This window comes from Sporosarcina sp. ACRSL (assembly GCF_022346605.1).
In the GTDB taxonomy this organism is placed as follows: domain Bacteria; phylum Bacillota; class Bacilli; order Bacillales_A; family Planococcaceae; genus Sporosarcina.
This window is the reverse complement of sequence record NZ_JAKRNT010000005.1, coordinates 59,377-83,355: the sequence shown is the minus strand read 5'-3', so window position 1 is coordinate 83,355 and position 23,979 is coordinate 59,377. Positions and strand designations below refer to the sequence as shown.

Genomic DNA, 23,979 nt, shown 5'->3' with positions numbered 1-23,979 from the left:
GGATGCAAAATATAACTTCTTCATTCGCCCTTTAGTTTCTCTATCCTTTCCTCCGATAGAGAAAATGGATTTGCTATGAAGATTGAAAATACCCCTAGCATATATAAAAAGACAACTATACCGACGTTCGGATGTACCGATTTAATTCGTAGAACTGCCATGATTACAATACCAATGATTACTATCCCCGCTAGAGCTGTTGGCCACATTACGAGTTGCTTTACCTTGCGCGGGTTCACAAAGACCTCTCCTATACTCTCCTTCCAGAGATGTCCTAATAGGAAGAGTAGTATAGTGCCGATAAGAAGTGGCCAGAAAGCTGCTGTTCCATAGCTCATTCTTACAAAAGGCATTGTTGTGAAAATCGAGAACCCTATAAGCATCCAATACACTTGGATGGAATAATAACGCTTTGTTTCGTGTTTGTATCGATTCCACATCGTAAGTACTCGAAATATAATTAAAGCCTCTACACCTAGATTAATGGCAAGCCAAAAGAAAAAACGGCCTTCTGGAATGGCGCTTGCTCCTAGTATTAAAAAGAGATGCAAGACAACAGTAAATCCCAGACGTTTTTCCGCGATTGGTTTCGCTACATTGTTTTGTGACATCATTGGTCATTCTCCTCTATTTTCACGACAGATTCCTTAACGATGCGAAAATACTCAAGCTTTTGCCGCAGTATTTTGGTTGACTTTATATTGGATGTAAAAAATATGAAAGAAAAATAAGAGATATTTATTAAACGTAATCGTTGAAGTCTCTTCAATTAATTCCCGTATTCTGAAAGCACTGTAATACAATAGTCCAATAAAGAAAAAAGTGAAAATAGTATCCATTGACTCTACGTATAAATAACCTATATTCGAAAAAATGAAGTGGTTGAAAGTGTTCAGAAAGAAAAAGACGATTAGGAGTACTGTAGAAATCGTCCACAAAGTGAAAGGTATATGGTTAGTCGATTGCAATGCATTCAGATCTCTTTTTCTATTCAGTAGCCAAAAGCCCAGATAAAAGCCTAGAGACAATACACTTAAAAGAATCATCAACCAAATGGGTACTTTTTTTAGCAATGGCTGTTCATTTTGTTTGCTCGCAGAAACTTCCATCTTGAATCTCCTCTCCTTATACATTGATCATCGTAAATTCTTCTTCAGTATCCCTGTACCGCAATGTCAAATAAATATACAGGAACGGGAATATAACCATATTTAATAGGGAACGGATCAGCATGAAGGAAATAATATTATTATCGAAGTTTTGCATGAAGTATGTCATTCCCGCCCAGAGTAAAACTAGCGTCGAAGTTATGATGATCAAGTCAACAACGATTGCAATATTCTCTTCAAATATCTTGTTTTTTGCTTGGATAAACATCTCTTTCAACGTTGGAAAGTCAGAGAAAAACGGATAAATCATTGTGAACAGTAAAATGATGATTGTCGGTACAAGCATCATCCAACTCGTATAAATTGCTATAGAATAAAATAAAAACGTAGTAAATAAAAGGGGGCCGAATTGAGTGGCAAAGAATGCAAGACATTTTTTCAACCCTGCTTTTTCATCGTTCAGATCTTTCAATGTCAGCCATAGGAAAGGTGGTAGACAGATGATGAAGTTGATAATAATGCTATAGCCTACAAAAAATACTGAGAGCTCCCCGTCAAATTCAATACCGAAGTAAATGATTGCTAGGAAAATTAAGCTAGTAACAGGTAGAATTACGAGAACCATAAGGAAAAGAATATCAAGCAGATTACGGTTATATATATCTAGGACATCTTTAAACATCGGCAAATCTCTCACCACTTCTATTTTTAATAAACAAAGTAATGGACGTAACGCTTAATGCAGTTAGGACAGCAAATGAAAGGATGTTATTAATACTGGTTGGATTAACAAACATCCATATTCCAAAAACAAAATTGGCAAATAGTATATTTAGCATTGCGATAATGAGGGCTCCGAGATAGGATGCTATGAATGGAGTTTTAGGATTAAAAACAACTGCAAAAAAACCCATCGTTCCATAAAACGATAGCATTTGAATAATTAGAAACACCATTTGATGTTCAAATTGGACTAGCCCTAGGATTGTAGATACGACTACTGAAATAAGTAATGACAGACCAACCGCCTGTAAAAATTTTTTAGTTTCAAACATTCAATCCCACGTCCTTCCCAAATGGAATGAAGGTCTGCTGGATTGTCAGCCAACAGACTTCATTCATTAAGAACCCCAACCCCAGATGCTCTTCATGTTGCCAAAAAACTTTTTACCAGAATTCCATATACCTTTCACCGTCTCAACAGCTCCATCATAAACAGCCTTTACACTGTCTCTAGCAAATTGTTTGACAGCCTGACCCGTCTTCGTGTTTAACAAAGCAGTAGAAATCAATCCAACGCCTAAGCCAACAACTGCACCTACTGCAGTCCCGAGTATTGGGATAGGTACAAGAGTTCCTGCAACTGCACCAGCAGCCATGCTCCCGACTAATGAGGAAGCGGCAGTAATTCCAACACCAATGGCGACGTCAGTTGTAATATCTGCAGCAAAGTCTGTCGATAGATAACCTTTTTTCGACTTTTCAGGATCCGCAGACCACTTACTATCAGAATAGTCAATGAGGCTATTTGCAGAACTTAGTAGCACATTCAGTGGTCCATTGAGTTTAGCGATATTGGAAGGCTTCCAAAAACCCTTACTTGTTACGTTAATAGCATCGTCCACACTGGATTTTGCTGCATCTTTAGCCAGTTGCCACTTGGTTTTATTTTGATTCCCTTCAATCGGCAACTTCTTAGATGCATGATAATCATCAAGTAGGTCCTGACCTAACCGAACATTCAATTTCCTTGTTTTACCGTCAACCGTATACTCTTTGAATTTTTGAAAATAATGGTTGAGGACTGAGTTTTTTAGATATCTCTGCCCCATCACCTTGTAGTTCCCTTTTCCATCTGGAACTATATTAAAATTGGCTTGATAGGCTGCTAGTGGCCCTAATAATTTCTCACCAAAACCAAACCAGTATGTCTTGACGTCCCTTAGCACGCCTACCATATGACCGAGAATTCCTCTCGAACCGTCGGTAGACTTTACAAGTGCATTCAACATTGATGGTCCGCCCGCAAATGGATCGCTTTCATCTAATGACCCACTGCTGCCGGAATGGCTCTGTTCACTGTCTATAGTTGGGCCGCCGCCAGTTTTTCCATCGGCTGATCCGTCTCCTCCTGTCGGACCTGTTCCACCGTTTGGACCTTCGCCCCCAGTAGTGCCATCACCACCGGTTGGACCGTCACCGCCGGCAGAACCTTCGCCGCCAGTTGAACCATCACCGCCAGCAGAGCCTTCTCCACCTGTTGGACCATCGCCTCCGGTAGAACCTTCTCCACCAATTGGACCATCACCACCGGTTGAACCTTCTCCACCAATTGGACCGTCACCGCCGGTTGAACCTTCTCCACCAGACAGACCATCGCTACCGGTTGAACCTTCTCCGCCGGACAGACCATCACCGCCAGTAGAGCCTTCTCCGCCTGACAGACCATCACCACCGGCAGAGCCTTCCCCTCCGGACAGACCATCACCACCGGTTGAACCTTCTCCGCCGGACAGTCCATCGCCGCCAGTAGAGGCCTCTCCGCCTTTTGCACCTTCACCGCTGTTCGGTCCTTCTCCTCCAGTCAGGGTGTCACCTGAATTCCCCGCTTGCCCGCCATTCGGACCTTCGCCGCCGTTAACCGCTTCACCGGATGTAGGTGCCGTTCCGACGGAGCCCGGAATCTGTCCGGTAGTCGGCGATTGTCCACCTGAAATGAGATCTCCCGCTCTAAGGAACTCGCCGTATTCCGTCCCGTTCAACGTGCTTGGGATTAAAAACAATCCATTGTTTTTAGCAGTAATAGGAATAATGATCGTACCAGATGTAAGGGAAAACACTCCTTCATAGGAGGAGCCATACGTATATACATCTCCAGGGGCCATGAATTCCCCGCCTGTATATGACTCCCCACCTGTGATTGCTTCACCTCCGGTAATCGGGTCCGGAACATTAATTGCTTTTCCGGCTTTGAGCCAGTTGTCTGCCATCGCAATCCCTGGCAAAATGGTCCAAGACAGAATGATTGACAGCATAAAGATGGCGAACGTCTTTCTCAACTGTCTACTCTTCAAATTCATCCTCCTTTCTTAATCAGGAGAGTTTTGTAGATACTTTTCCTCGAGTGCTTGAATCGCTTTGCTGTACTCCATTTCATTCATGTTCTTCAAATCAGCTTTGAGTGCATTATATTGCGATTGAATCCAATCATGGTATTCCTTATTTTTCGAACGGAGATAATCATAGCTTTCGCGGGACATCACTTTTTTTGTCTGATAGAAATATTGCAATGTAAAGCCGACTTGATCTCGCTCGTCGATAATCTTTCTGTATTCATCCACATCATAATTAGATATCTCCAGCTTTTTTTTCAGCCTTTGATGATCCAGACTATTGGCTTCTCTCTTTTTCCATGTGGCCCATTGATTTGCAATTTCATTTGCCTGGTCTAACTCTTTTTGGAGGGATGCAGCATCCTGGACATCTTGATACGTCCCTTCCACTGCCTTAGCAACCTCTTTCAATTGGCGCTGTCCATCATTATCGACATTGAAACCAATGACGTTGATAATCGGTGTAATATCCGAATCATAGAGGGCTTTTGCAGCCGCAACTGGATCATCATCGCATGTCGATATGCCGTCACTGACGAGATAAACGATATTCGTGTTATTTTCCCCGTCAAAATTGGCCAAGTCCTTCTGTGCTTCCGTAATAGCAAGTTCAGTCGGTGTCCAACCTGCTGGCTTCACTTGATCGAGCGACTGTTTGAACGCATTTTTTTCATATGGCTGCAGTGGATAGAGCAAGTCGCTGCTAGAGCATGACATCGCCTTGTCGGCAGAACTTCCAGTCCCTTTATGTCCGTAGACACGAAGACCGACATTTGCTTCCTCCGGCAAATTTCCGACGAACTGGACGATCGCCTTTTTCGCCGCTTCCATTTGCGTTTGGCCGCCGATATTTTTCCCCATACTACCTGAGCCGTCCAAAATGACTAAGACGTTCAAATTCTCCTTGAATTGCATTCGGGGATTCTCAATATCCGGACTGCCGATCGACTGGAACTTCAATTTCGCGATCAGCTCATCCGGTCCCTTGAAATCTTGTTGGAAGACTGCGAGCAATTCATTGTAATAATGATCTAATTCATTTTGAGAATGTTCTCCTGAAATGTCAGGTAAATGACCCGTCAATTCATCAATTTTCTTCTGTCCTTCTTCATCGAGGATAGAAATAAACTCTGTATATCCTGTAGGCATTGCTTCAAGTTCCGCCAATGATTGGGGAAGTGGAGCCGCAGCCACTTCTTCAACCGGGTCTCCATCGGCTTCCTCATCATCGTCGGAATTCCCTTCGCCTTTTCCATTGTCTTCACTTGCGTCTGATGTGGTCGGATCTTCTGCGACAACTTTTTCGTTGTTATTACTTTTATCACTACATGCCGCTGCTATTAAAAGGAGCATGAGCATGAGGGTGAATGCAACATATCTTTTTCTATTCATGACTACTCCTTTATCAAGTTCTATTCTTATTCTGGTCCTACCATTCCGTCGATTTTCGTAACGATTTTCGTAACCAACTTACCGATATTTTCCTTTTCACCGCTTAAAGCAGTCGAAATGATCCCAAGCACCAAAATGAGCAATGCCGCAATGCCTAACCACTCCAAAGATTGCGCCCCTTTTTCGTTCTTTACCGGGAACATCATTTTCGTCCAAGCCAACATTAATCTTTGTTTCATTTCCAATTCTCTCCTTAAATAAATGTATTTTAATTGAATAACTCAAAAATCCCTTTGTTCTGGTTGAAAATATTTATAATCATCAAGCCTCCGATTAGTACGAGGGCAGAAGGCAACACGAGGAAAGTAGTTACTAACGTCACTTTCGGTGAAGCTTTGGCCGCCTTCTCCTTGATCAATTCTTTCTTTAGCTTCCTCATCTCTTCGGCTTGTTGTTTAAACGTGTCCGCAATCGGAACACCTAAGCGTTCCCCTTGCAATAATGATTTGATCAGTATTTGGAACTCTTTGCTATCGTTCCGTTCGAGCAAAGACCTATACGCCTCCGACCTAGGAACCCCGACGCTCAATTCCTGAATAAAACGACCGAATTCCTCTTTAACGGGGCCTTCGAAATAATGCACGATATCACGAAGCGCCTGGTCCATTCCAACCCCTGCCTGCAAGGTGACGCTCATCGTATCAAGGAAATCTGGCAGTTGATACGAAATTTCCTCCTGCCTCTTTTTCGCCTTGGATCTAAGCCAGAGGACGGTTCCTCCAAATCCGGCGACCGGCATCAGGATGAGCATGAATTGCGACAACGGGAATCCGAGGATAAATAAAATCCCTCCGATGAAAAATCCAGCGATCATCATGAAAATTTTCAGCCCTTGGAAACGGGCAACCGTCAATTCGTATGGATGACCCGCCTGAATAAGGTATTTTTTTACCTCTTCATTTTCACTGAAGAAGTTGACACGCTGTCCGAGATCGGAAAAATCATCGGCAAATTTGAAAAGCCTTTCAAACACTTTCTCTTTTCGCGATTTCTTTTTACGGGTCCATGTTTCGATATAGACTGACTCGGTAATTTCTTCACGTAAGTTCCTTTTTTCATTTAAATACACATAGTAAGCACGTAACGAGATTCCTATTGTCCCAACAACTAAGAAGGTAAATAATGCAATTATGCCATCCATTCATTCACACCCTGATATTCGTAATTTTCCTGACGATGACAAAAGTCAGGACAGTCCCAAACAGGAAGAACACTAACAAAATCACACCGATGCCCGTAAACAACGGATCAAGGAAGCCTTCGATAATATTGTTCATCATCAGCACCAGGAAGATGGGAATTATCGGAACTAGTGTTGAGACATACCGTTGTTCGGCAGTCATCGTCTTCACTTCCTGTTTGAGCAATTTCCGGTCGTCCAGTGTCTGGCTCATTTCATCGAGTACGGCGGATAAGTTGCCTCCCGCCTTTTTCTGGATAAGCATCGTCGCTGCGAACAATTGGAATTCCTTATGGTCGATCCGTCTTTCCATTGTCCGAAGAGCTACAGGAAATTCGATGCCTAACGACAGCTCATGGGCCATCCGTTTGAATTCGCTTTTTGCGGGCTCATTGATTTCTTGTGTGACAAGCTGGATCCCTTGATTCAACGTCATCCCAGATCGTGTTGAATTGGCAAGTATCCGGCAGATTTCCGGCAACTGATCAATGAGCATTTGTTTTTTCTTGTTCTTCCTAAGAAGGAACAGAAGTCTTCTCGCTCCTTCGATGAGGAGCAGAGCGACAAGCAGCGCAGGCAGCAACGCCAACTTAAACATGTTAACGAGCATAAAGACGATGCCCATATATCCAACGATTAATGCGCCAATGAACTCTGACGGAGTGAACGGGATGTTGGCGTCGACAAGCTTCGGTTCCAATTCCTTTGCGGTCTCCGTCTCATCAAATTTTGTACCGATCAGAACGATGACGCTTTTCCGCTTTTCCCCGCCGAGGTAAAACTGTTCAACTTCCTTCCGCCACTCTCTTTTCGACTTACGGTAATCAAGCATAAAATAGACTGCGATGAGGAAGACAAAAACGGTTGCCGCCGCAATTAATGCTTCTACCATGTGGCGACCTCCTCTTTTACGCGGAAGTCCGACCTATCCATATGGATGCCGAAGATTTTGAGCCGATCGAGGCACGCCGGGATTTCACCGGTTGGTGTAAAGTGACCGAGGACCGTTCCGTCTTCCAACATGCCGGTCCGCTTGAACTTGAAGATCTCAACGATTCTATAAGTTCCATCCTCTTCATTTTTTTGCACTTCCGAAATGGAGATGATTTTCCGAGTCCCATCAGTCAGACGCGTCGCCTGGATGATGATGTCAAGTGCTCCAACAATATATTCCCTGATGACGGTCGAAGGCAGTTCCATGCCCGCCATGATGACCATCGATTCAACCCTTCGCAGTGCGTCAGCAGGTGAGTTCGCATGGACGGTCGTTAACGACCCTTCATGCCCCGTATTCATCGCTTGAAGCATGTCAAAAGCTTCCCCACTTCGGACTTCCCCGACGATGATTCGATCTGGGCGCATCCTGAGCGCGTTCCGAACGAGGTTGCGGATTGTCACTTCCCCTCGGCCTTCCACGTTAGCAGGTCTCGCTTCCATACCGACGACATTCGGCCGATCGAGGCGCAATTCGGCGGAGTCTTCAATCGTGATGACCCGCTCACCGTGAGGAATGGATGCAGCAACGACGTTCAGTAATGTCGTTTTACCAGATCCAGTACCTCCTGAAATGAGGGTGTTCATCTTCGCCTTTACGACACCTTGCAAGAAGCGTGCCATTACTTCATTCAATGAATTGAAGCTAAGCAGATCCTCCATTTGGAATGGCTCTTCCCGGAATTTCCGGATAGAGACCAACGTCCCTGACAGACTGACAGGCGGGATGACGGCGTTAACACGGCTGCCGTCTGGCAATCTAGCGTCAACCATTGGGGAGCTTTCATCGATACGTCTCCCTAAAGGAGCGACGATACGGTCCACGATATGACGGACGTGTTCGTCGTCCCTGAAAGCGACATCCACCACTTCTAATCGGCCTGATTTCTCGATATATACTTCATCGAATCCGTTGATGAGAATTTCGGTAATTGCTGGATCTTTGATGAGCGGCTCAAGTGGTCCATATCCGACCGCTTCGTCAAGAATCCTCGTTATTAAAAGATCTTTGTCATTTCGAGAGATGATCACTTTCTCTTCGGACATGAAATGGGAGACGTATTGTTCGATTCGGAGACGCATTTCACCTTGCGACAATTGGGTGAGCGCCTCTAAGTTCGTATCCCTTAGCAATCTAGCTTTGTAATGATCGACAAGTTCATCCACAAGGTGATTTTCATACTTATACGATGATTGCTTTTTTGCCAACTTCTCTTTACGCCGTTCGAATAAAGAACTCATCCTTCACCACCTCCTACTGCTGCTTTGCGACTTGACGGGCGAATTTCCGGACATCCTTTGCAAACGGAATTAGTTTCCTCTCCTTGGCCTGTTTTCGAACAGGCTGCCCCTGATTGATAAATGGCTGGAGGCCTTTCGTATCTTGCCTTATCGAAGCGATGATTGGGTGGCGCAACACATTTTTCAAATCTTTCTGTTTCACTTCATAGTTCTTCGATAATTTATTCAAGGCGATTTCCATCCTGCTTGTCAGGACAAGCCCAAGCCTCTCCGACAATTCTTCGTATTGCTTCATAATTTTTAAGGACGGAGTGTCTGGAGTGAGGACGTAATAAATCTTATCCGACTCCTCCATTGCCGTTACGACAAGCCCGTTTATCGAGGACGGCAAATCGACGATAACGTAATCGAATGAGCGCCTACATGTCCGTAGCAACTTTGCGATGAACTCCTCGTCAAGTGTTTCGAGTATTTCCGCATCACACGGACTAATGAGTACTTCCATTTTGGAATGCTCCTGCGTTTGGGAAACGTTCCGGATATGACTTTCGTTCAATTCTTCGATGACGGGCTGCAAGTCGGCAAGCGAGCGATTCGATTCAATGGAAAGCAATGTTTCAACACCACCGAACTGCCCGTTCAAGTCAATGAGAATGACTTCAGCAGATGACTCAAGCTTCATCGTCTGGGCGAAGGAAGCGGCAAGCAATGAACATCCGCTCCCTCCTTTCCCGCTATAAAACGAAATGATTTTTCCTCTTCCACGACCAAAAGAGTGGGTGGCTAACTCTTCGTTTTTCGCCTTCTTCGCTGCATAGCTTTTGACGATATTCGGGAACCGGCTTGAGAATATGCCGGCCTCTTCCGGAAAGACGAAAAACTCATCCGCTCCGGCTCTCGTTATACTACGGAGAACACCGAAGTCCGAAACATTGGCAATGAACAGAATGAGCGCATTCGGATTGATCATCTTCAGCATTTGAACGACCTCAACCGATGTATCGATATCCGTTTGGCCAAAAATGACGATATGCGCCATTTCACGGTTCATTTCCCTCACGGCTTCATTTGATCGTACGCCAATGACCTGTTCCGATTGCGTCTCTGCAATAGTTCTCAACTGCGACATAAGTGATTCTTCATCGGAGACGATCATAATATTCAACTTATTTTCCAACTTTCTCACCCTTCGATAAGTGACTGTTCACCTTTATTCATCTGAAGATTCCGATTTCTGATTTGATGATTCTTCCGTTTCCTCAGCTGTATCTCCATTGCCTTCTTCTGCTGTAGCCTTACTATCGGGTTTTTCGCCGGCCGGTTCTTCTTTCGGTTCTTGCTTTTCGACTGTTTCTTCCTTGCCACCAGTCGATGCGTTTTTGTCACCAAATGAGTTGGCCTGCCCGACGTTTGCCTTCAGTACGCGGATATGTTCTGCGTAATTTTGCATATGTATGAGTCTTGGTGCTTCTTCAGCTGTCACTTCTACCGCGATACCGGAAAAACTCTCATTTGTTCCTTGTGCATAGGCGACCAAAACATCTTTCATGAAGACCTCAGTCTTTTTCTTTCCATTGTCGTTTGTCGAGACGATTATATCGACTCGATCCAAAGCAGTCAGTACTTGGTCAAACTGGGTTTTTTCCGTTCGGTACATCGTCACGAGACGATTGTTCTCGTCTTGTAGGTTCGATACCGGCTTAATCATGTTTTTTGTAATGATGTCCCCTGGATTCAACGGAACGATGGATACTTTATGCTCGAACTCATCTTCGGACAAAATATGGCTATCCGTTACGAACTTATTAGGGATATCCATTTTCGTTACTTGCGAAAGTTCGATCGGTGAGCGGGAAGGGATGGACCCTTTCGCAATGTAAATCGATGTCATTCCACCTAATTCAGCATTCAACTCTTTGACCTTTTCTAGCACGAGATAACCAGTCACAGCTGCTAATATGAAGGCCAATATTAAAAAAATCGCCGCTCGCCTTTTTGCTTCTAACATCCCAATCCCTCTTTCATACTAAGAACTCCGGAAATTGTCCGCTCTCTTTTCCATTTAATAGTCTCCTATCTTCATTATTAATATCACTGCAAGAATTGTATGTCAAAACCGTGACAAACAAGCCCAAACCAACCTGAGTCATTAGTCATTGGACTAAAGGGAAGCAGCTATTGAATCTTGTTTTTACAGAGGCATTTTATGAGTGGTCCTAGAGGGAAAATTAAGGTAAAAAATCATATTTTCTATTGCCATTCACAACTTATGAATCATTTTCCATAATTTGAAAATCTGGAATTTGAGATATTTGATTTCAAGACTATGGTAATGCTAGCTAGGTTGCTTGTTTCGTATAATAGGAGCATGAATATAGAGTTGTTTTGTAGGAATGATGTAGGAAAAATATGTAGGATAAGTACTTATAGATGAAGACCAAAGGTGAATTGCTCCTCCTCTGGTCTTATTTTCATTATGATGCTTTTTTCAGGTCACTAGAATCTATTTTCTTCCAGATTGACTTCCCCCATTCCGGATGGTCGATGAAAGGGTTCCGGTTTCCTTGAATTCGTTCGATCACATTATTGCGGTTCATTTCAAACTCGTCGACCGGATCTAGTTCATGCCATTCGAGTAAAGTGGAAAGCTTTCCGTGGAATGGCTTGCTGCCGTTGTTCACTAGGTCATTCAACTCCAAATCCACGCGGTCGCCCGCTTCGTAACGAGTTGCCATATAGAACAGCATCCGTGCTACGTCGCCTTTCACACGATCGGGCGGCTCCCAGGAATTCGCCGTTCTAAAGCATCCATCACAGCCCTTCACTGGAGTTCCACCAGTGTCGAAGTCCAAGTTTCCGCGTGAGCTGTTCACTTGGACATCACTTGGACGTAAATGATGGATGTCCGTTCCAGGTCCTTTGCTCGTACCGAAATTGCCGTGTGATTGCGCCCATACATGCTCCCGGTTCCAGTCGCCTACATTTCCGCCGTTCCGATCTTTCGAGCGGGATTCACCAGAATACAACAAGATGACATTATTCGGGTTGTTCGGATCTTCATCCGTCTCCCTTAGCGCTTCCCATACTTCCGAATAGGACAACTGACGATGGTTCGAAATGATGTCGTGAAGAGCAGCTTTCAATGCCTGTCCTTCCTTACCGATCGCATTTTTATAGTAGCCGTCAGCTGGCACTTCCGCTTTCGTGACGACAACCGAGAAACTTGCAGTTACAGATTTATCTCCGTCAGACGCCGTTACACCGACAATATGGCTGCCTTCTTCCAATTCCAAGTTCAGAACGTTCCGAGTAAGATCAATCGTCCCTTTCGTTGCAGAATACGTCAGCTTATCGCCGTCCGGATCGCTGAAATGTTCGGAGAGGACGATTGATATTGTCTCTCCGGCTTTCGCTTGTTGATTTGCGATTGGCTTCGTGATGACTGGTGCATTATTCACCGTCGGCACGTTGATGCGCTTTCCTTTCGAGTTGTAGAAAATGACCTTAGAAGAGTCTGCCCCTTTGACAAAGTCAATTTTCTTAATGTTTTCAGCCCCTCTAATTTCGAGAGGATTCGATCCTTCGATAATGACATGACCCATTTCGGTGCCTTTCATATCGACGATCAAACCTTTTTTCTTAGGCTGCAGGATGACGGTATTCGTTTTGAACCCTTCACCTGTCAGTTCGGCATAATCGCCTTTCAAGTACATGCCATCTTTCAATGATGATTGTCCGTCCATGTAGACAGAGACACTCGGTTCAGCAATCATCACCTGTTTTTTATGTTCATTGATGAGCTTGTACTCTTTTTTGATTGGAACAGGTTCCCAAACGACAGGTGCTCCAAATCCGATTTGCACCATCACTGGATCATGGTCGCTTGCACGTCCCGCCATGTCCGTGAAATCCGCGTTAATGTGCAAAATGTCGATTTCTGTTTGATCCACCAGATTGTTCGACACTAAAATATGGTCGAGCACTTGCGAGTTTCCTTGATAGACATACGAATAACGGTCGGCTTCATCGACATAATTGATCATATTCGTCATGAGACTGCCTTCATGGATTTTCAATGCCTCTGCAAATTGGAAGTCATTGAAGTCTCCGACTGAGACGATATTCGCATCCGGGTTTTCTGTTTTAATTTCAGAAATGAAATTATAAACGAGCTGTGCAATCTGTTTCCGTTGCACTTCACTTCCATAGACCGGAGGCTGTTTTGAGCCGAATAACGGTGTATCTCCAGTTTTTGAATTCCAATGGTTTACAATTACAATTACCGATTCGCCTTGGAAATCAAATTGTGCCGCTAATGGCTTCCGGCTGCTATTGAACGCCGGATCATTTGGAGCAATGCGTCCTGGATTGTGCGTCAGCTTGCCATTTTCGTAGCCGACTGCTGTCGTCGCATCCCCATGCGGAATGCCTTCCATCAGTGTTACTCGATCAGGATTGTATAGGAACCCGACACGAATATTGGCATTCGGCTGTCCCCCATCCGCATTGTTCACTGGGTCGATGTTGACATATTCGTACTGGACTCCGCCCGCATCTACTATCGCTTGGATAAGTCTTTCATAACTTTCATTCGCACGGGAATCGCCTGCATTCGGACCATTATTATCTTGTACTTCTGTCACGCCGACGATATCAGGATTTTGCATATCTTGTACGAATGCCCTAGCTAACTTTTTCGCTTTGTCATTTGATGTTGAACTTGTATTGTTCGAGAAGTTTTCCAAGTTATAAGAAGCAATTGTAAGCTTGTCTGCATCCTTTACAATCGTCGTCTTCTCAGGTACTGAACTGCCTTTTGAATGTGCCTGTTGCATATCACTTAAAGACGTGTAAACCTTGTAGTTTTGGAATGAATAACCGACAACTCCCGTAATCGGACCCGTAAATCGGTCGCCTGTCGCGACTTCAAAATCACGTGCCGGCCCGTTAGGTTCCAGACGGAATTGAACACGCTCCGCATTAAGGTCGTCTTCTTTCAAAAGAAGTCCTCCATGAATCGTTTCTGTTTTTGTATTTTCAAAAACCGTTATTAAGTCGCCATGCTCCTGAGGTGCTACAGCCTTCACATTGCCTACCTGTACGAGCATCGCTTCACGGCTCTCCCAGAAATCGGCCGCATATCTTGTTGGATCAAATTCAGCAAAATTAGGACTCGCGATTTCATGTTTCGGGAGATTCGTTTCATCAATGATGAATGGTGTTGGAAGCGGAACGTTGCGCTCAAGGACTTGCACATTTCCACCACGGTCGTCGCGGACATTGATTTGCGTCGTCTTCAAGTCTGATTCCTGTCGATCCGCAAACCCATCGATTGCATACTCGCTCACCGTTCCTGTGACGGAAACAAGGTCGCCTACAGAAAGGTTCCAAGCATCTCTCCCACTGTAAAGGACGATTGCTTCGGACGTGTTCAAATTGCCATCACGCTTGTCGTCAGGTGTTTGGATATGGTAATAAGTCGAACCGTTCAGTTCATATTTATACGTAACAATCCCTTCAACACCTTCAACCACTTGACCGTCAAAAGGAGATGTATGGCCTTCCCCTTGGATGTCATGGATTTGTAGACTTTCTGTAATTGTATAGGTGAACGTACTTGTTTCGCCGAAACGGCCGTCATTCGTTTTCACGACCGCTTTCACTGTCGTGTCTTCGTTGATATTAATTGGCGATGCATATGTTGACCCATTATCAATCGGATCTGTTTCGTCCAATGTATAGAAGATTTCCGCTCCAGGCGTACTCGTCGTCAATGAAACTTGCACATTGCCTACGAACGTGCCACTACCTGGACTCGCCACGACCGGCTGGATGACAGAACTGTCAACGATAATATCCACCGTGGAACGAGGAATGATCTGATAATCGTTTTCGAACTGCTGGACAATTCCGGTGATCGAATCATAAGCTGTCCCAACTGAGAGACCTAAGGATGCTAACTCATCACGGACGATGAAATCACCAGTTCCATCATTCGCCAAATAATTCGCCCAGCCACTGCCCGTTGATACATCTGTTAAGATCGTGTTATGAACAGTGACGAGCTGCGATTCCAACTCCTCACCAACTTCCGAGCCGGTAATGACGACAGGTTCCGGAGCACCTACACCTTCCGTCACTTCAACGATTGTGGCACCATCCAACTGCAATAATCCTCGGAATTCAGCGAGTTTACCGGTCAATGTGACCTCATCGCCGATCTGGACATTCAAGCTAGTTGGCCGAACAGCAATTCCGCCTGTTCCGTCCTGTACGGAAATCGTATTTTTCAATTTAGCGGCAATAGTTCCTTTGATTGTCACGGTTTCCCCAAGTGCCTTTGTGCGTGCCTCGCCTATCGGTACAATATTACTTGGATCTTCGGGATCTTCGGGATCGCCAGGAGTTCCATCCATCTCATGCGAACCTAAATAAGTGAATGTGTCCTGCGGGTGGAGATTCCATTCAAGGTCACGGTTAAATGCATCACCCGGATTTGAATCACCAGTCGTAACCGAAGCCTTCCGGACAAGCGTTACATTTTCCCCCCAATTGATGCGGGCTCCGACTTGTCCAAATGAATCGATGACGACTCCATTGTTTTTGAGGACGAGAGCATCATCGCCGTTAAAGTTAATGACAGTAGTATTCTCGAGATTACCTTTATTCTTTATTGCATCTACGGCATCCTTATGATACAAAACATACGTCTCGCCGTTATTCAGCGTCCCCGATAATGACAGTGTCTGAGAAGCAGTTGATGCACCGTTAGAATACAACTCCAACTTGTAGTTACTTAGATTGACAGCTTGTCCCGTTCCATTGTATAACTCGATAGCCTTATTGAAACTGCTACCCTCCACATACTCGGAAATGAATAGATCCGATGCAACTGCCTCAGCTTTTGCCACTGCAGGGATTGATGGTATTACCATTGTTACAGCTAATCCAGCCGCCAGAAAACCGTTCAAGCGCTTCTTCCATCTCTTACTCCGCATGAAACCAATCTCCTTCCATTAATGAAATTAAGGTGAACTGCGTGAAGATTGTCCGAGAACCGCTCCCTTTCTAAATTAAATTAGTAGATTGCTAGATTTCATACCTATCGTAGCATTGCTCCCACGGCGTGGCTATGCGACTTTTTGTAATATTTTCCGACTTTTCCATCAAACTTTCGACACGTTTTTTCAGAAAGGATGCATGAGAATAGTTATAGTGATTGGTTGTGTTGCGAAGTGCGTTGATTGTGTTGCATGGCAGCTTGATTGTGTAGCAACGGAGTTTGTTTGTGTTACAACCTACTTTGATTGTGTTACGCCTAGTTCATTGTGTTGCGACAGACTTTGATTTTGTTACGCCGCACTTTCATTGTGTTGCGGCCTTACTTTATTGTGTTGCGCAAAGATTTTTCATCCCACAAAAAAACTCCCTAGCCCAATTGGACTAAGGAGTGTTTCCATTAAACAATAACTACTATCTCTTCGACTTTCGTCTCTTTGCGGTCAACGATTTCCTGAACTTCAGTGCCATCCAAAGTTTCTTTTTGGAATAACACATTGACCAATTCCTCAAATTGCGAGGCATTTTCCTGAATTAGTTCTTCGGTTTTCTGTAATGCCACATTAAAAATTGCTTGCATTTTTAATTCTTTTTCACCTTTATTGAACGTCAGTGTAAATCCATCTTGAAGCAAACCTGTGTCGACCATCCGTTCGATGATATCCTTCGCCTGCTGTACATCACCGCTGACGCCGATACTGTGCTCGCCGAGGTACAACCGCTCCGCGACGCCTCCTGCAAGAATCATGCTCACTTGGTCGAGTAGCTCACTTGCTGTCTGTAGATGGAGTTCTTTCTGAATCGGCGCTACGTATCCGAGCGCTTGTCCACGTGGAATGATCGTCGCTTTTCTGACGGATCCCGGTTTTGTGATCGCTGCGACTAATGCGTGGCCAGCTTCATGAATCGCGACCCTTCTTTTCGTATCAGGATCATTCAACGTACGTGAAGTGCTGCCAAGGATTGTCCGGTCGATTGCGAAATCGAGGTCTCCTTTTCCAATTTCTTCACGGCCATCACGAATTGCCCGCTTGCTAGCTGTTTCAAATAAAGAGCTAAGCTCCGCGCCGGAAAATCCAGATGTGCTTTCTGCCAATACATCCAATGAAGCATACACTTCATCCGCAAGAAGGCGGCCTTTCGTATGAATGTCGATAATTTCACGACGTCCATGCGTATCAGGAAGCGGAACATTAAACGTATAATCAATACGTCCGGGACGAAGGAACGCGTCATCGAGCATATCCTTCCTGTTTGTTGCTGCGATGAAAAGAATCCCGTCATTATCGTTGCCGCCGTCCAGTTGAACGAGCAGCTCCGTTAATGTCTTCTCGGACTCTTCACCGCCATGCTCTTTTCGCTTGCCTGCTAGCGCATCGACTTCATCGATAAAGATGACAGCCGGTCTAGATTTTCGGGCATTTTGGAATAATGTCCGCACACGTGAAGCACCGACGCCGACAAATAATTCCGTAAAGGCGGATCCGCTTGACGAATAGAACGTTGCACCAATTTCACGAGCAATCGCCTGTGCGAGCAATGTCTTCCCGGTTCCTGGAGGCCCATATAGAAGAATCCCTTTTGGTGCCCGAATTCCGACTTGTGTTGCCCGTTTCGGATCTTTAATAATCGACAATGTCTGATGGATCTCTTCCTTCATCTCTTCCGGAAGTCCACCAATGTCATTAAGCGTAATGTCAGGAAGTGGAGTCGATTTCGATGCTCCGTTTTTCATCGAAGACACGCCGACCCCAAGCTTCCCTTTTTTATGAAGAATGACCAAAGTCAAAAACGATGCGAGAATCAAACCACCGATGATCAGACCACTATATTGGCTCGCATCGGCAAATGTATATGAAAGGTTGTATTTTTCAACTAGTTGTTCTGCGAGCTGGCTTTGTGGACGGACTTGTGTTACATACAGTCCATCATTCGTCTCGAGATGCAATGTGCCATCAGCTTTCTCCTTCAAAGATAGTTGCTGACCTTCTTGAGCCTGGATCGTCTTCTCAAATTCCGAAAACGTCACATTCATTCCTTTATTTGCACCCGAGAGAACCAACCCGACACTTGTAGCAATTCCAATGACCAAAACGACAAGGACGACAATCTTCGTTGCAAATTTTGAATTAGGCTTCAAGCCATCCCCAACTCCCTTAAGAAAGATGCTATTATTATATAATATTTAGAGCCTGTTAAACAACAAGAAAGATATAGAAACTATGACAATTATATCGCGCTAACTGGCTTGCTTGTTGGTTTTTTATACTTCTATTTGTTTATCACAGCATAAAAACATTATATTTTGTTAATTAAAGATATTTTCTCCAATTGTTCATTAGCACACGACAGCTTGTCGAAAAATGTATATTCCCCGGGAAATATGCAGTTTACCAACGAAAACACGCATGCATCGTTCGAAAGGACATTTGAAACATTCGGTCTTGCCATTTATCTTCACCTATGCTATAATAGTTGAGTTAACGCCATAGTAACTTTTAACTTGACATGGCATTCTACGTACTGTTTTTGAGGACACTTATTCACACTGGCGCGGCTAAAGGGTCGCAAGGACGCAAGAGTTGGTAGGGCTTGCGTTGCTTAAGGATAGAAGACATCCAGTGGAACAATACCGCGGCATTGATCATTTTTTAATAAAGTCCGGCTTACCGGAGCTTTCGATCACATAAAACTTCAACAATAAAAGTTACTATAATAAGGGCTGCTTCTCTAAATGAGAGCAGCCCTTTTCCAATTCACTTAATAAATACGTTCTTCCGTTTCAGCATCGAAGAAATGCGCCTTTTCCATGTCAAACGCGAGCGGAATGGTATCTGACGGACGGATTGACGTGTCCGAATCGATTCTTGCGATGAAGTCGGAGCCGTTCAGCGTGGCGTACAAATATGTTTCAGCCCCCATCAGCTCCGCCACTTCGATCGTTGCCTGGAATGTCGCCTGTCCATTAGATTCGATATCGGAAGCTTTCGTATAAATATCTTCTGGACGGACGCCCAAGATCAATTCCTTCCTAGCATACCCTTTCCCTTCAAGCATTTCGCGTTTTCCCACAGGAACAAAAACCTTAGTATCTCCTATCATAAAGCCTTCTTCCGTCATATGCCCTTTGAAGAAGTTCATGGCTGGTGATCCGATGAAGCCGCCGACAAAGACATTTCGAGGATAATCATATACTTCTTTCGGCGTACCGACTTGCTGGATGTATCCATCTTTCATGACGACAAGTCGTGTCGCCATCGTCATCGCTTCCGTCTGGTCGTGGGTCACGTAGATTGTCGTCGTTTGAAGACGTCTATGCAATTTTTGGATTTCGGCGCGCATTTGCACCCGGAGCTTTGCGTCCAAATTGGAGAGCGGTTCATCCATGAGGAAGATCTTCGCATCCCTTACAATCGCACGGCCTAACGCTACACGTTGGCGCTGTCCGCCCGACAACGCTTTCGGCTTACGATCCAAATACTCCTCCAACCCTAATATTTTAGCGGCTTCCTGGACTTTCGCTTCAATCTCCTTCTTCTTCACTTTACGAAGCTTCAAACTGAACGCCATATTTTCGTAGACGGTCATATGCGGATAGAGCGCATAGTTTTGGAAGACCATTGCAATATCCCGATTTTTTGGTGGAACGTCATTCATCCGCTTGCCGTCAATTTCAAAATCGCCATCCGTAATGTCTTCAAGTCCCGCAATCATTCGGAGCGTCGTTGATTTGCCGCAACCTGAAGGACCGACGAACACAATGAACTCCTTATCTTTTATATCCAAATTGAAATCTTTGACGGCAACGACTCCTTTGTCATATTCCTTCGTCAAATTAGTCAATTTCAGCTCTGCCATTGAATATCCCCCCTCAATTACTTAGAACTTCCATCACGGGAATAGCCCACCATCCCTCTGCAAATCGTCGCACGAACTTGGAAATCGTCATTCAATAAGACGAGATCAGCATCTTTTCCGACTTCGATGCTTCCTTTTCGATCAAACACGCCTAATCGTTTTGCAGCATTAGAGGATGACATGCTCATCAAGTGAGGAAGATCAGCACCAGCGTTCCGCATCGTCTGGACGGCTTCATTCATTTTCAAGACGCTGCCGGCCAACGTCCCATCTGCCAACGTCGCCTTTGCCCCGGTCACATTCACATCCTGTCCCGCCAACGTATATGATCCGTCAAGCAATCCTTTAGCCCGCATCGAATCCGTAATAAGGATGATCCGCTCAGGTCCTATTTTTTTATACATAAGCTGCAGCATGTCCTCTGATAAATGGATACCATCTGCAATCACTTCACAATGAAGCTGCTTCAGCAAAAATCCGGCACCAACGACTCCGATTTCTCTGTGATGCAATCCGCTCATCGCGTTTCCGAAATGGGTCAGATGTGACAGTCCCACTTCTGTAGCATTGCTCATATCTTCGAAAGTCGCCTTCGTATGACCTGCGGAAACGAGAACATTGCGTTCTACGAGCCGCCGGGTCACTTCCAGTCCTTCATCGCATTCCGGAGCGAGTGTCACGACTTTCAAACTGTCGAGCGCTTCGCCAAACCATCTTTCCAAAAGTGCAAAAGACGGCTTCCGGATATATTCGACAGGCTGCGCACCTGCTTGTTTTGGATGAATAAACGGACCTTCCAAATGAAAACCGAGCATTTCGGCACCGTTTATCGTTTGCTCCATGAACCTTTTGCCTACGTTAACAGTTTTAGAGATTTCATCTTCCGATTGTGTCAACGTCGTCGCGAGGAATGAAGTCGTTCCTTCCTTCGGCAATGCATTTGCAATCGTTTCAAATGACTCAACAGTTCCATCCATGAAATCGGCGCCAGCCGCTCCATGGATATGGATATCGATGAATCCGGGAAGAGTCAGACAGCCTTGACCGTCCCATCGCTGTCCATTGAATCCCTTGATCGACTCATTGGATACATTTACAATCCTCCCGTTTTCCACGACTATCTCGCCGTCCATCACACTTCCGTCTGGCATGGCGATTTGGATGTTATGAATAAGCAACGAAGTCAACGCAGTCACCTCCCGAATTATCTCTTCCATTTTTTGAATGTTTCGTTCTGTATCTCTTCGATTGCATCGCGCGTGGCATCCAAATAGGTGATCGTCGTATCGAATTGCTTGGAAGCGACTGACATGAAAAGGATGTCCATAACATGTAACTGGGCGAGCCTCGATGAGGTTGCTCCACTTCGCAAATTCGCTTCTTTGGCAGGTGACGTGTGCAGCTGGATATCTGAAATCTGGGAGATCGGTGTTTGGCCAAACTTCGTTAAGCTGATCGTTGTCGCTCCGTTCGCCTGAGCGAGTTCGAGAATTTTTCCTACTTCGTACGTCGCGCCCGAGAACGAAATACCGACAACGACATCCTCTGCGTCGACATTTGCCATGATCGTTGCTCCCATATGTAAATCCGTGCTCACCGTGGACGCTTTATGAATCCGCAAAAATTTCTGCTGCGCATCAATTGCGGCTATTCCTGAAGCACCCACGCCGAAAAAGTGGATATTTTTCGCCTGAACAATCGCGTCGACCGCACGCTCCAACTGTTTCGTATCGAGCAATTCAGCGGTTTCCAACAACGTATGGATGGCATGTTCCGTCACTTTTTGAATCGTCGTCGCGACCGGCTCATTCGGTTGGATATCTCGTGTCGTAATTTCCAGCTTCCGTCCAAGATCGCCGTTAATACGTAACTTTAATTCTTGGAAGCCTTTCAATTGCAATGATTTGCATAGCCTCGTAACGGCAGCTCCGCTCGTTTGGCTCACTTCCCCTAGCTCCGAAACAGTCATCGTCACAATATCTTGCGGGTTCGCCAAAATATAGTCGGCAATTTTTTGTTCCGAAGGAGGGAGCAAATGCCTCATTTCTTTCAGCAGCACTAAGCCGCCGCTCGCTATCGCCATCTCCATCCCTCCACTTGTTTAATCTGTTAGTTCCTTAACCATAACATGAAATGTCCGGTACGTTTTGAATCCATTTTTCAAATATAAATGCCCTGCTGAGCTCTTTTCACTCGTCCAGAGGAACCAGGCTCCTTGGATCGTCCTTTGTTTCATGGAATGAAGGGCTTCGTGTAATAAAACCTTCCCGAGCCCTTTTCCTTGCTCACTATCATCGACTCCGAAAGGACCGAAACGTTCCCGAATCCCTTCGTACCCTCCATACATCGCAAACCCGACGATTTTTCCTTCCTTTTTGGCAATGAGAACTTGAGAAGGATCAAGCCCTTGCAATAAACCTTCGCGAATTGCCCTGCCCCAGTCCGGATTGAAGTCAGTATTTGCGAACCGGATGACAGCAGGCAAATCACCGTCTTGAACAGTTTCAAATACATATCCTTCTAGCTCCCGCTCCTTTTTCACTGCCTTCACCGATTCTGGATATACGTAATCCGTCAACGCCCGATGCATAGCAACCGGTGAATAGGCGCGCTTGAACCCAACCTTCTGAAGGAAGTTGAACCCTGCAGGATAAGCTGACTCGTCAATTCCTGGTAAGAAATAATTCGGTGCATAAGAGGAGAAGAACACTTTCTTCGCCCCTTGTTTCCGGATGTAATCAAACGTCCTTTCCATCAGTCCACATCCGACCCCTTGCCTTCCTACGTCAGGATGTACCAAGAAAAAGGTGATCCATCCGTTATCCGGTTCAAGATCGGCCCCCATCATCGGCAGCTTTCGTGTGATTGCTAACATCGCTCCAATTATCCGATCTCCGTCAACAACGACAATCAATCCTTCCGGGTCGAAATTTGCATCGAGCAGCACTTGTGTCCGAAAGCGCTTTTGATTGATAGGGTCATGGAGCAGGACAGCGTTCCACAGTTCAACAATTCCTATTTCATCTCCATTTTGAAACGTCCGAAACATGATGATCACCCTTCTTTCCTTGAAGCGAGTTTTACGGCTTTCCCTACGAATCCCTCCGCTACTTCAATGAAAGCTCGAGCCGATTCTTTATCGACTTCCGCTAGGATCATAACGATCGCAAGCTTCACATCGTACCCAGTCTGTTTCAATACGAACTCCGCTTTTTCTTCATCCAATTCCGTAATCGTGCAAACCATCTTTTTTGCACGCTCGCGCAATTTAAAATTGCTTGCATTCAAATCGACCATCAAGTTTTGATACACTTTGCCCGTCTTGACCATCGCTGTCGTCGATATCATATTTAAAATCAATTTATGGGAAGTTGCTGCCCGTAACCGGGTGGAGCCAGTCAATACTTCCGGACCGGTAATGACTTCAATTGGAATGTCTGCGTAGTTGCTAATAAGCGAGTTTTCATTGTTGGATAGACTGACAGTCGTCGCGCCGCGGTTTTTTGCGTACATCAGCGCTCCCTTTACGTAAGGCGTCCTACCGCTTGCAGCAATGCCGATGATGACATCGTGCTTGGTAATTTGTAAGTCCTCTACATCCTTCGCACCTAGTGCTTCATCATCCTCTGCCCCTTCAACAGCATGATACATCGCCCCTTCGCCGCCCGCCAAAATCGCCTTCACGAGATCGGGGGAAGTGCCAAACGTCGGTGGGCATTCGACCGCGTCCATGACGCCGATCCTTCCACTCGTCCCCGCACCGATATATAGAAGCCTGCCGCCGTTTTTAAACGCTTCCACCACTTTTTCTACCGTCTTTTCAATTTGCGAGATCACTTGCCGGACAGCTAGGGCAACGGTCTGATCCTCGTCATTCATCGTTTTCAGTATGTCCTCGATTGACATTTCATCCAACCGCGACGTCTTCGGATTGGATCGTTCAGTCGTCAGAAGTGATAATTTTTCCATCGTC

At 45.2% G+C, this 23,979-nt stretch carries 19 protein-coding genes; all 19 read right to left on the bottom strand.

The window, feature by feature from the left end; translation table 11 throughout:
• Nucleotides 1-20 precede the first annotated feature (20 nt).
• Complete coding sequence (locus MHZ92_RS08865; protein WP_239431323.1) at nt 21-611, bottom strand: hypothetical protein; 591 nt, start codon at nt 609-611, stop codon at nt 21-23.
• A 54-nt stretch (nt 612-665) separates the two neighbouring features.
• Nucleotides 666-1,109, bottom strand: a complete 444-nt coding sequence (locus MHZ92_RS08860) for a hypothetical protein (protein WP_239431322.1) — start codon at nt 1,107-1,109, stop codon at nt 666-668.
• 16 nt (nt 1,110-1,125) lie between these two features.
• Nucleotides 1,126-1,791 (bottom strand): hypothetical protein, encoded by a 666-nt coding sequence (locus MHZ92_RS08855; protein WP_239431321.1) that lies wholly within the window; start codon nt 1,789-1,791, stop codon nt 1,126-1,128.
• Nucleotides 1,784-2,164, bottom strand: coding sequence for a hypothetical protein (locus MHZ92_RS08850; protein ID WP_239431320.1), 381 nt, complete (start codon nt 2,162-2,164; stop codon nt 1,784-1,786). The genes MHZ92_RS08855 and MHZ92_RS08850 overlap by 8 nt, the downstream gene beginning before the upstream one ends.
• Before the next feature lie 66 nt (nt 2,165-2,230).
• Complete coding sequence (locus MHZ92_RS08845; RefSeq protein ID WP_239431319.1) at nt 2,231-4,189, bottom strand: hypothetical protein; 1,959 nt, start codon at nt 4,187-4,189, stop codon at nt 2,231-2,233.
• A gap of 9 nt (nt 4,190-4,198) precedes the next feature.
• Nucleotides 4,199-5,614 carry a vWA domain-containing protein gene (locus MHZ92_RS08840; RefSeq protein WP_239431318.1) on the bottom strand — a complete coding sequence of 472 codons (1,416 nt, stop codon included), beginning with the start codon at nt 5,612-5,614 and terminating at the stop codon, nt 4,199-4,201.
• A gap of 26 nt (nt 5,615-5,640) precedes the next feature.
• Nucleotides 5,641-5,853 carry a hypothetical protein gene (locus MHZ92_RS08835; RefSeq protein ID WP_239431317.1) on the bottom strand — a complete coding sequence of 71 codons (213 nt, stop codon included), beginning with the start codon at nt 5,851-5,853 and terminating at the stop codon, nt 5,641-5,643.
• A 29-nt stretch (nt 5,854-5,882) separates the two neighbouring features.
• Entirely contained in the window at nt 5,883-6,815 is a 933-nt protein-coding gene (locus tag MHZ92_RS08830; RefSeq protein ID WP_239431316.1) for a type II secretion system F family protein, read from the bottom strand.
• 4 nt (nt 6,816-6,819) lie between these two features.
• Complete coding sequence (locus MHZ92_RS08825) at nt 6,820-7,746, bottom strand: type II secretion system F family protein (RefSeq protein WP_239431315.1); 927 nt, start codon at nt 7,744-7,746, stop codon at nt 6,820-6,822.
• Entirely contained in the window at nt 7,740-9,089 is a 1,350-nt protein-coding gene (locus tag MHZ92_RS08820; protein WP_239431314.1) for a CpaF family protein, read from the bottom strand. Before MHZ92_RS08820 ends, MHZ92_RS08825 begins: the two co-directional genes overlap by 7 nt.
• A gap of 13 nt (nt 9,090-9,102) precedes the next feature.
• The gene (locus MHZ92_RS08815) at nt 9,103-10,266 is read right to left on the bottom strand and encodes an AAA family ATPase (protein WP_239431313.1); all 1,164 of its coding nucleotides are present in this window, start codon (nt 10,264-10,266) and stop codon (nt 9,103-9,105) included.
• Nucleotides 10,267-10,299: 33 nt separating this feature from the next.
• On the bottom strand, nt 10,300-11,097 hold the full coding sequence (cpaB, locus tag MHZ92_RS08810; protein ID WP_239431312.1) for a Flp pilus assembly protein CpaB: 798 nt from the start codon (nt 11,095-11,097) through the stop codon (nt 10,300-10,302).
• A 466-nt stretch (nt 11,098-11,563) separates the two neighbouring features.
• A complete protein-coding gene (locus MHZ92_RS08805; protein WP_239431311.1) occupies nt 11,564-16,087 on the bottom strand; it encodes an endonuclease in 4,524 nt (1,507 codons plus the stop codon).
• Nucleotides 16,088-16,548: 461 nt separating this feature from the next.
• Nucleotides 16,549-18,288, bottom strand: coding sequence for an AAA family ATPase (locus MHZ92_RS08800; RefSeq protein ID WP_239431310.1), 1,740 nt, complete (start codon nt 18,286-18,288; stop codon nt 16,549-16,551).
• A 620-nt stretch (nt 18,289-18,908) separates the two neighbouring features.
• Nucleotides 18,909-20,006 carry an ABC transporter ATP-binding protein gene (locus MHZ92_RS08795; RefSeq protein ID WP_239431309.1) on the bottom strand — a complete coding sequence of 366 codons (1,098 nt, stop codon included), beginning with the start codon at nt 20,004-20,006 and terminating at the stop codon, nt 18,909-18,911.
• Between the two features lie 17 nt (nt 20,007-20,023).
• Nucleotides 20,024-21,202, bottom strand: a complete 1,179-nt coding sequence (gene nagA, locus MHZ92_RS08790; protein ID WP_370644677.1) for an N-acetylglucosamine-6-phosphate deacetylase — start codon at nt 21,200-21,202, stop codon at nt 20,024-20,026.
• Between the two features lie 8 nt (nt 21,203-21,210).
• Complete coding sequence (locus MHZ92_RS08785; RefSeq protein WP_239431307.1) at nt 21,211-22,089, bottom strand: MurR/RpiR family transcriptional regulator; 879 nt, start codon at nt 22,087-22,089, stop codon at nt 21,211-21,213.
• 18 nt (nt 22,090-22,107) lie between these two features.
• Nucleotides 22,108-23,055 carry a GNAT family N-acetyltransferase gene (locus tag MHZ92_RS08780; RefSeq protein ID WP_239431306.1) on the bottom strand — a complete coding sequence of 316 codons (948 nt, stop codon included), beginning with the start codon at nt 23,053-23,055 and terminating at the stop codon, nt 22,108-22,110.
• A 5-nt stretch (nt 23,056-23,060) separates the two neighbouring features.
• Entirely contained in the window at nt 23,061-23,975 is a 915-nt protein-coding gene (murQ, locus tag MHZ92_RS08775) for an N-acetylmuramic acid 6-phosphate etherase (protein ID WP_239431305.1), read from the bottom strand.
• Between the last annotated feature and the right edge of the window lie 4 nt (nt 23,976-23,979).

What these genes read in the sequence shown, in the direction of transcription:
- MHZ92_RS08865 (WP_239431323.1), bottom strand. Translation starts at nt 611, where the DNA reads ATGTCACAAAACAATGTAGCGAAACCAATCGCGGAAAAACGTCTGGGA.
- MHZ92_RS08860 (WP_239431322.1), bottom strand. Translation starts at nt 1,109, where the DNA reads ATGGAAGTTTCTGCGAGCAAACAAAATGAACAGCCATTGCTAAAAAAA.
- MHZ92_RS08855 (WP_239431321.1), bottom strand. Translation starts at nt 1,791, where the DNA reads ATGTTTAAAGATGTCCTAGATATATATAACCGTAATCTGCTTGATATT.
- MHZ92_RS08850 (WP_239431320.1), bottom strand. Translation starts at nt 2,164, where the DNA reads ATGTTTGAAACTAAAAAATTTTTACAGGCGGTTGGTCTGTCATTACTT.
- MHZ92_RS08845 (WP_239431319.1), bottom strand. Translation starts at nt 4,189, where the DNA reads ATGAATTTGAAGAGTAGACAGTTGAGAAAGACGTTCGCCATCTTTATG.
- MHZ92_RS08840 (WP_239431318.1), bottom strand. Translation starts at nt 5,614, where the DNA reads ATGAATAGAAAAAGATATGTTGCATTCACCCTCATGCTCATGCTCCTT.
- MHZ92_RS08835 (WP_239431317.1), bottom strand. Translation starts at nt 5,853, where the DNA reads ATGAAACAAAGATTAATGTTGGCTTGGACGAAAATGATGTTCCCGGTA.
- MHZ92_RS08830 (WP_239431316.1), bottom strand. Translation starts at nt 6,815, where the DNA reads ATGGATGGCATAATTGCATTATTTACCTTCTTAGTTGTTGGGACAATA.
- MHZ92_RS08825 (WP_239431315.1), bottom strand. Translation starts at nt 7,746, where the DNA reads ATGGTAGAAGCATTAATTGCGGCGGCAACCGTTTTTGTCTTCCTCATC.
- MHZ92_RS08820 (WP_239431314.1), bottom strand. Translation starts at nt 9,089, where the DNA reads ATGAGTTCTTTATTCGAACGGCGTAAAGAGAAGTTGGCAAAAAAGCAA.
- cpaB (WP_239431312.1), bottom strand. Translation starts at nt 11,097, where the DNA reads ATGTTAGAAGCAAAAAGGCGAGCGGCGATTTTTTTAATATTGGCCTTC.
- MHZ92_RS08805 (WP_239431311.1), bottom strand. Translation starts at nt 16,087, where the DNA reads ATGCGGAGTAAGAGATGGAAGAAGCGCTTGAACGGTTTTCTGGCGGCT.
- MHZ92_RS08795 (WP_239431309.1), bottom strand. Translation starts at nt 20,006, where the DNA reads ATGGCAGAGCTGAAATTGACTAATTTGACGAAGGAATATGACAAAGGA.
- MHZ92_RS08785 (WP_239431307.1), bottom strand. Translation starts at nt 22,089, where the DNA reads ATGGCGATAGCGAGCGGCGGCTTAGTGCTGCTGAAAGAAATGAGGCAT.
- MHZ92_RS08780 (WP_239431306.1), bottom strand. Translation starts at nt 23,055, where the DNA reads ATGTTTCGGACGTTTCAAAATGGAGATGAAATAGGAATTGTTGAACTG.
- murQ (WP_239431305.1), bottom strand. Translation starts at nt 23,975, where the DNA reads ATGGAAAAATTATCACTTCTGACGACTGAACGATCCAATCCGAAGACG.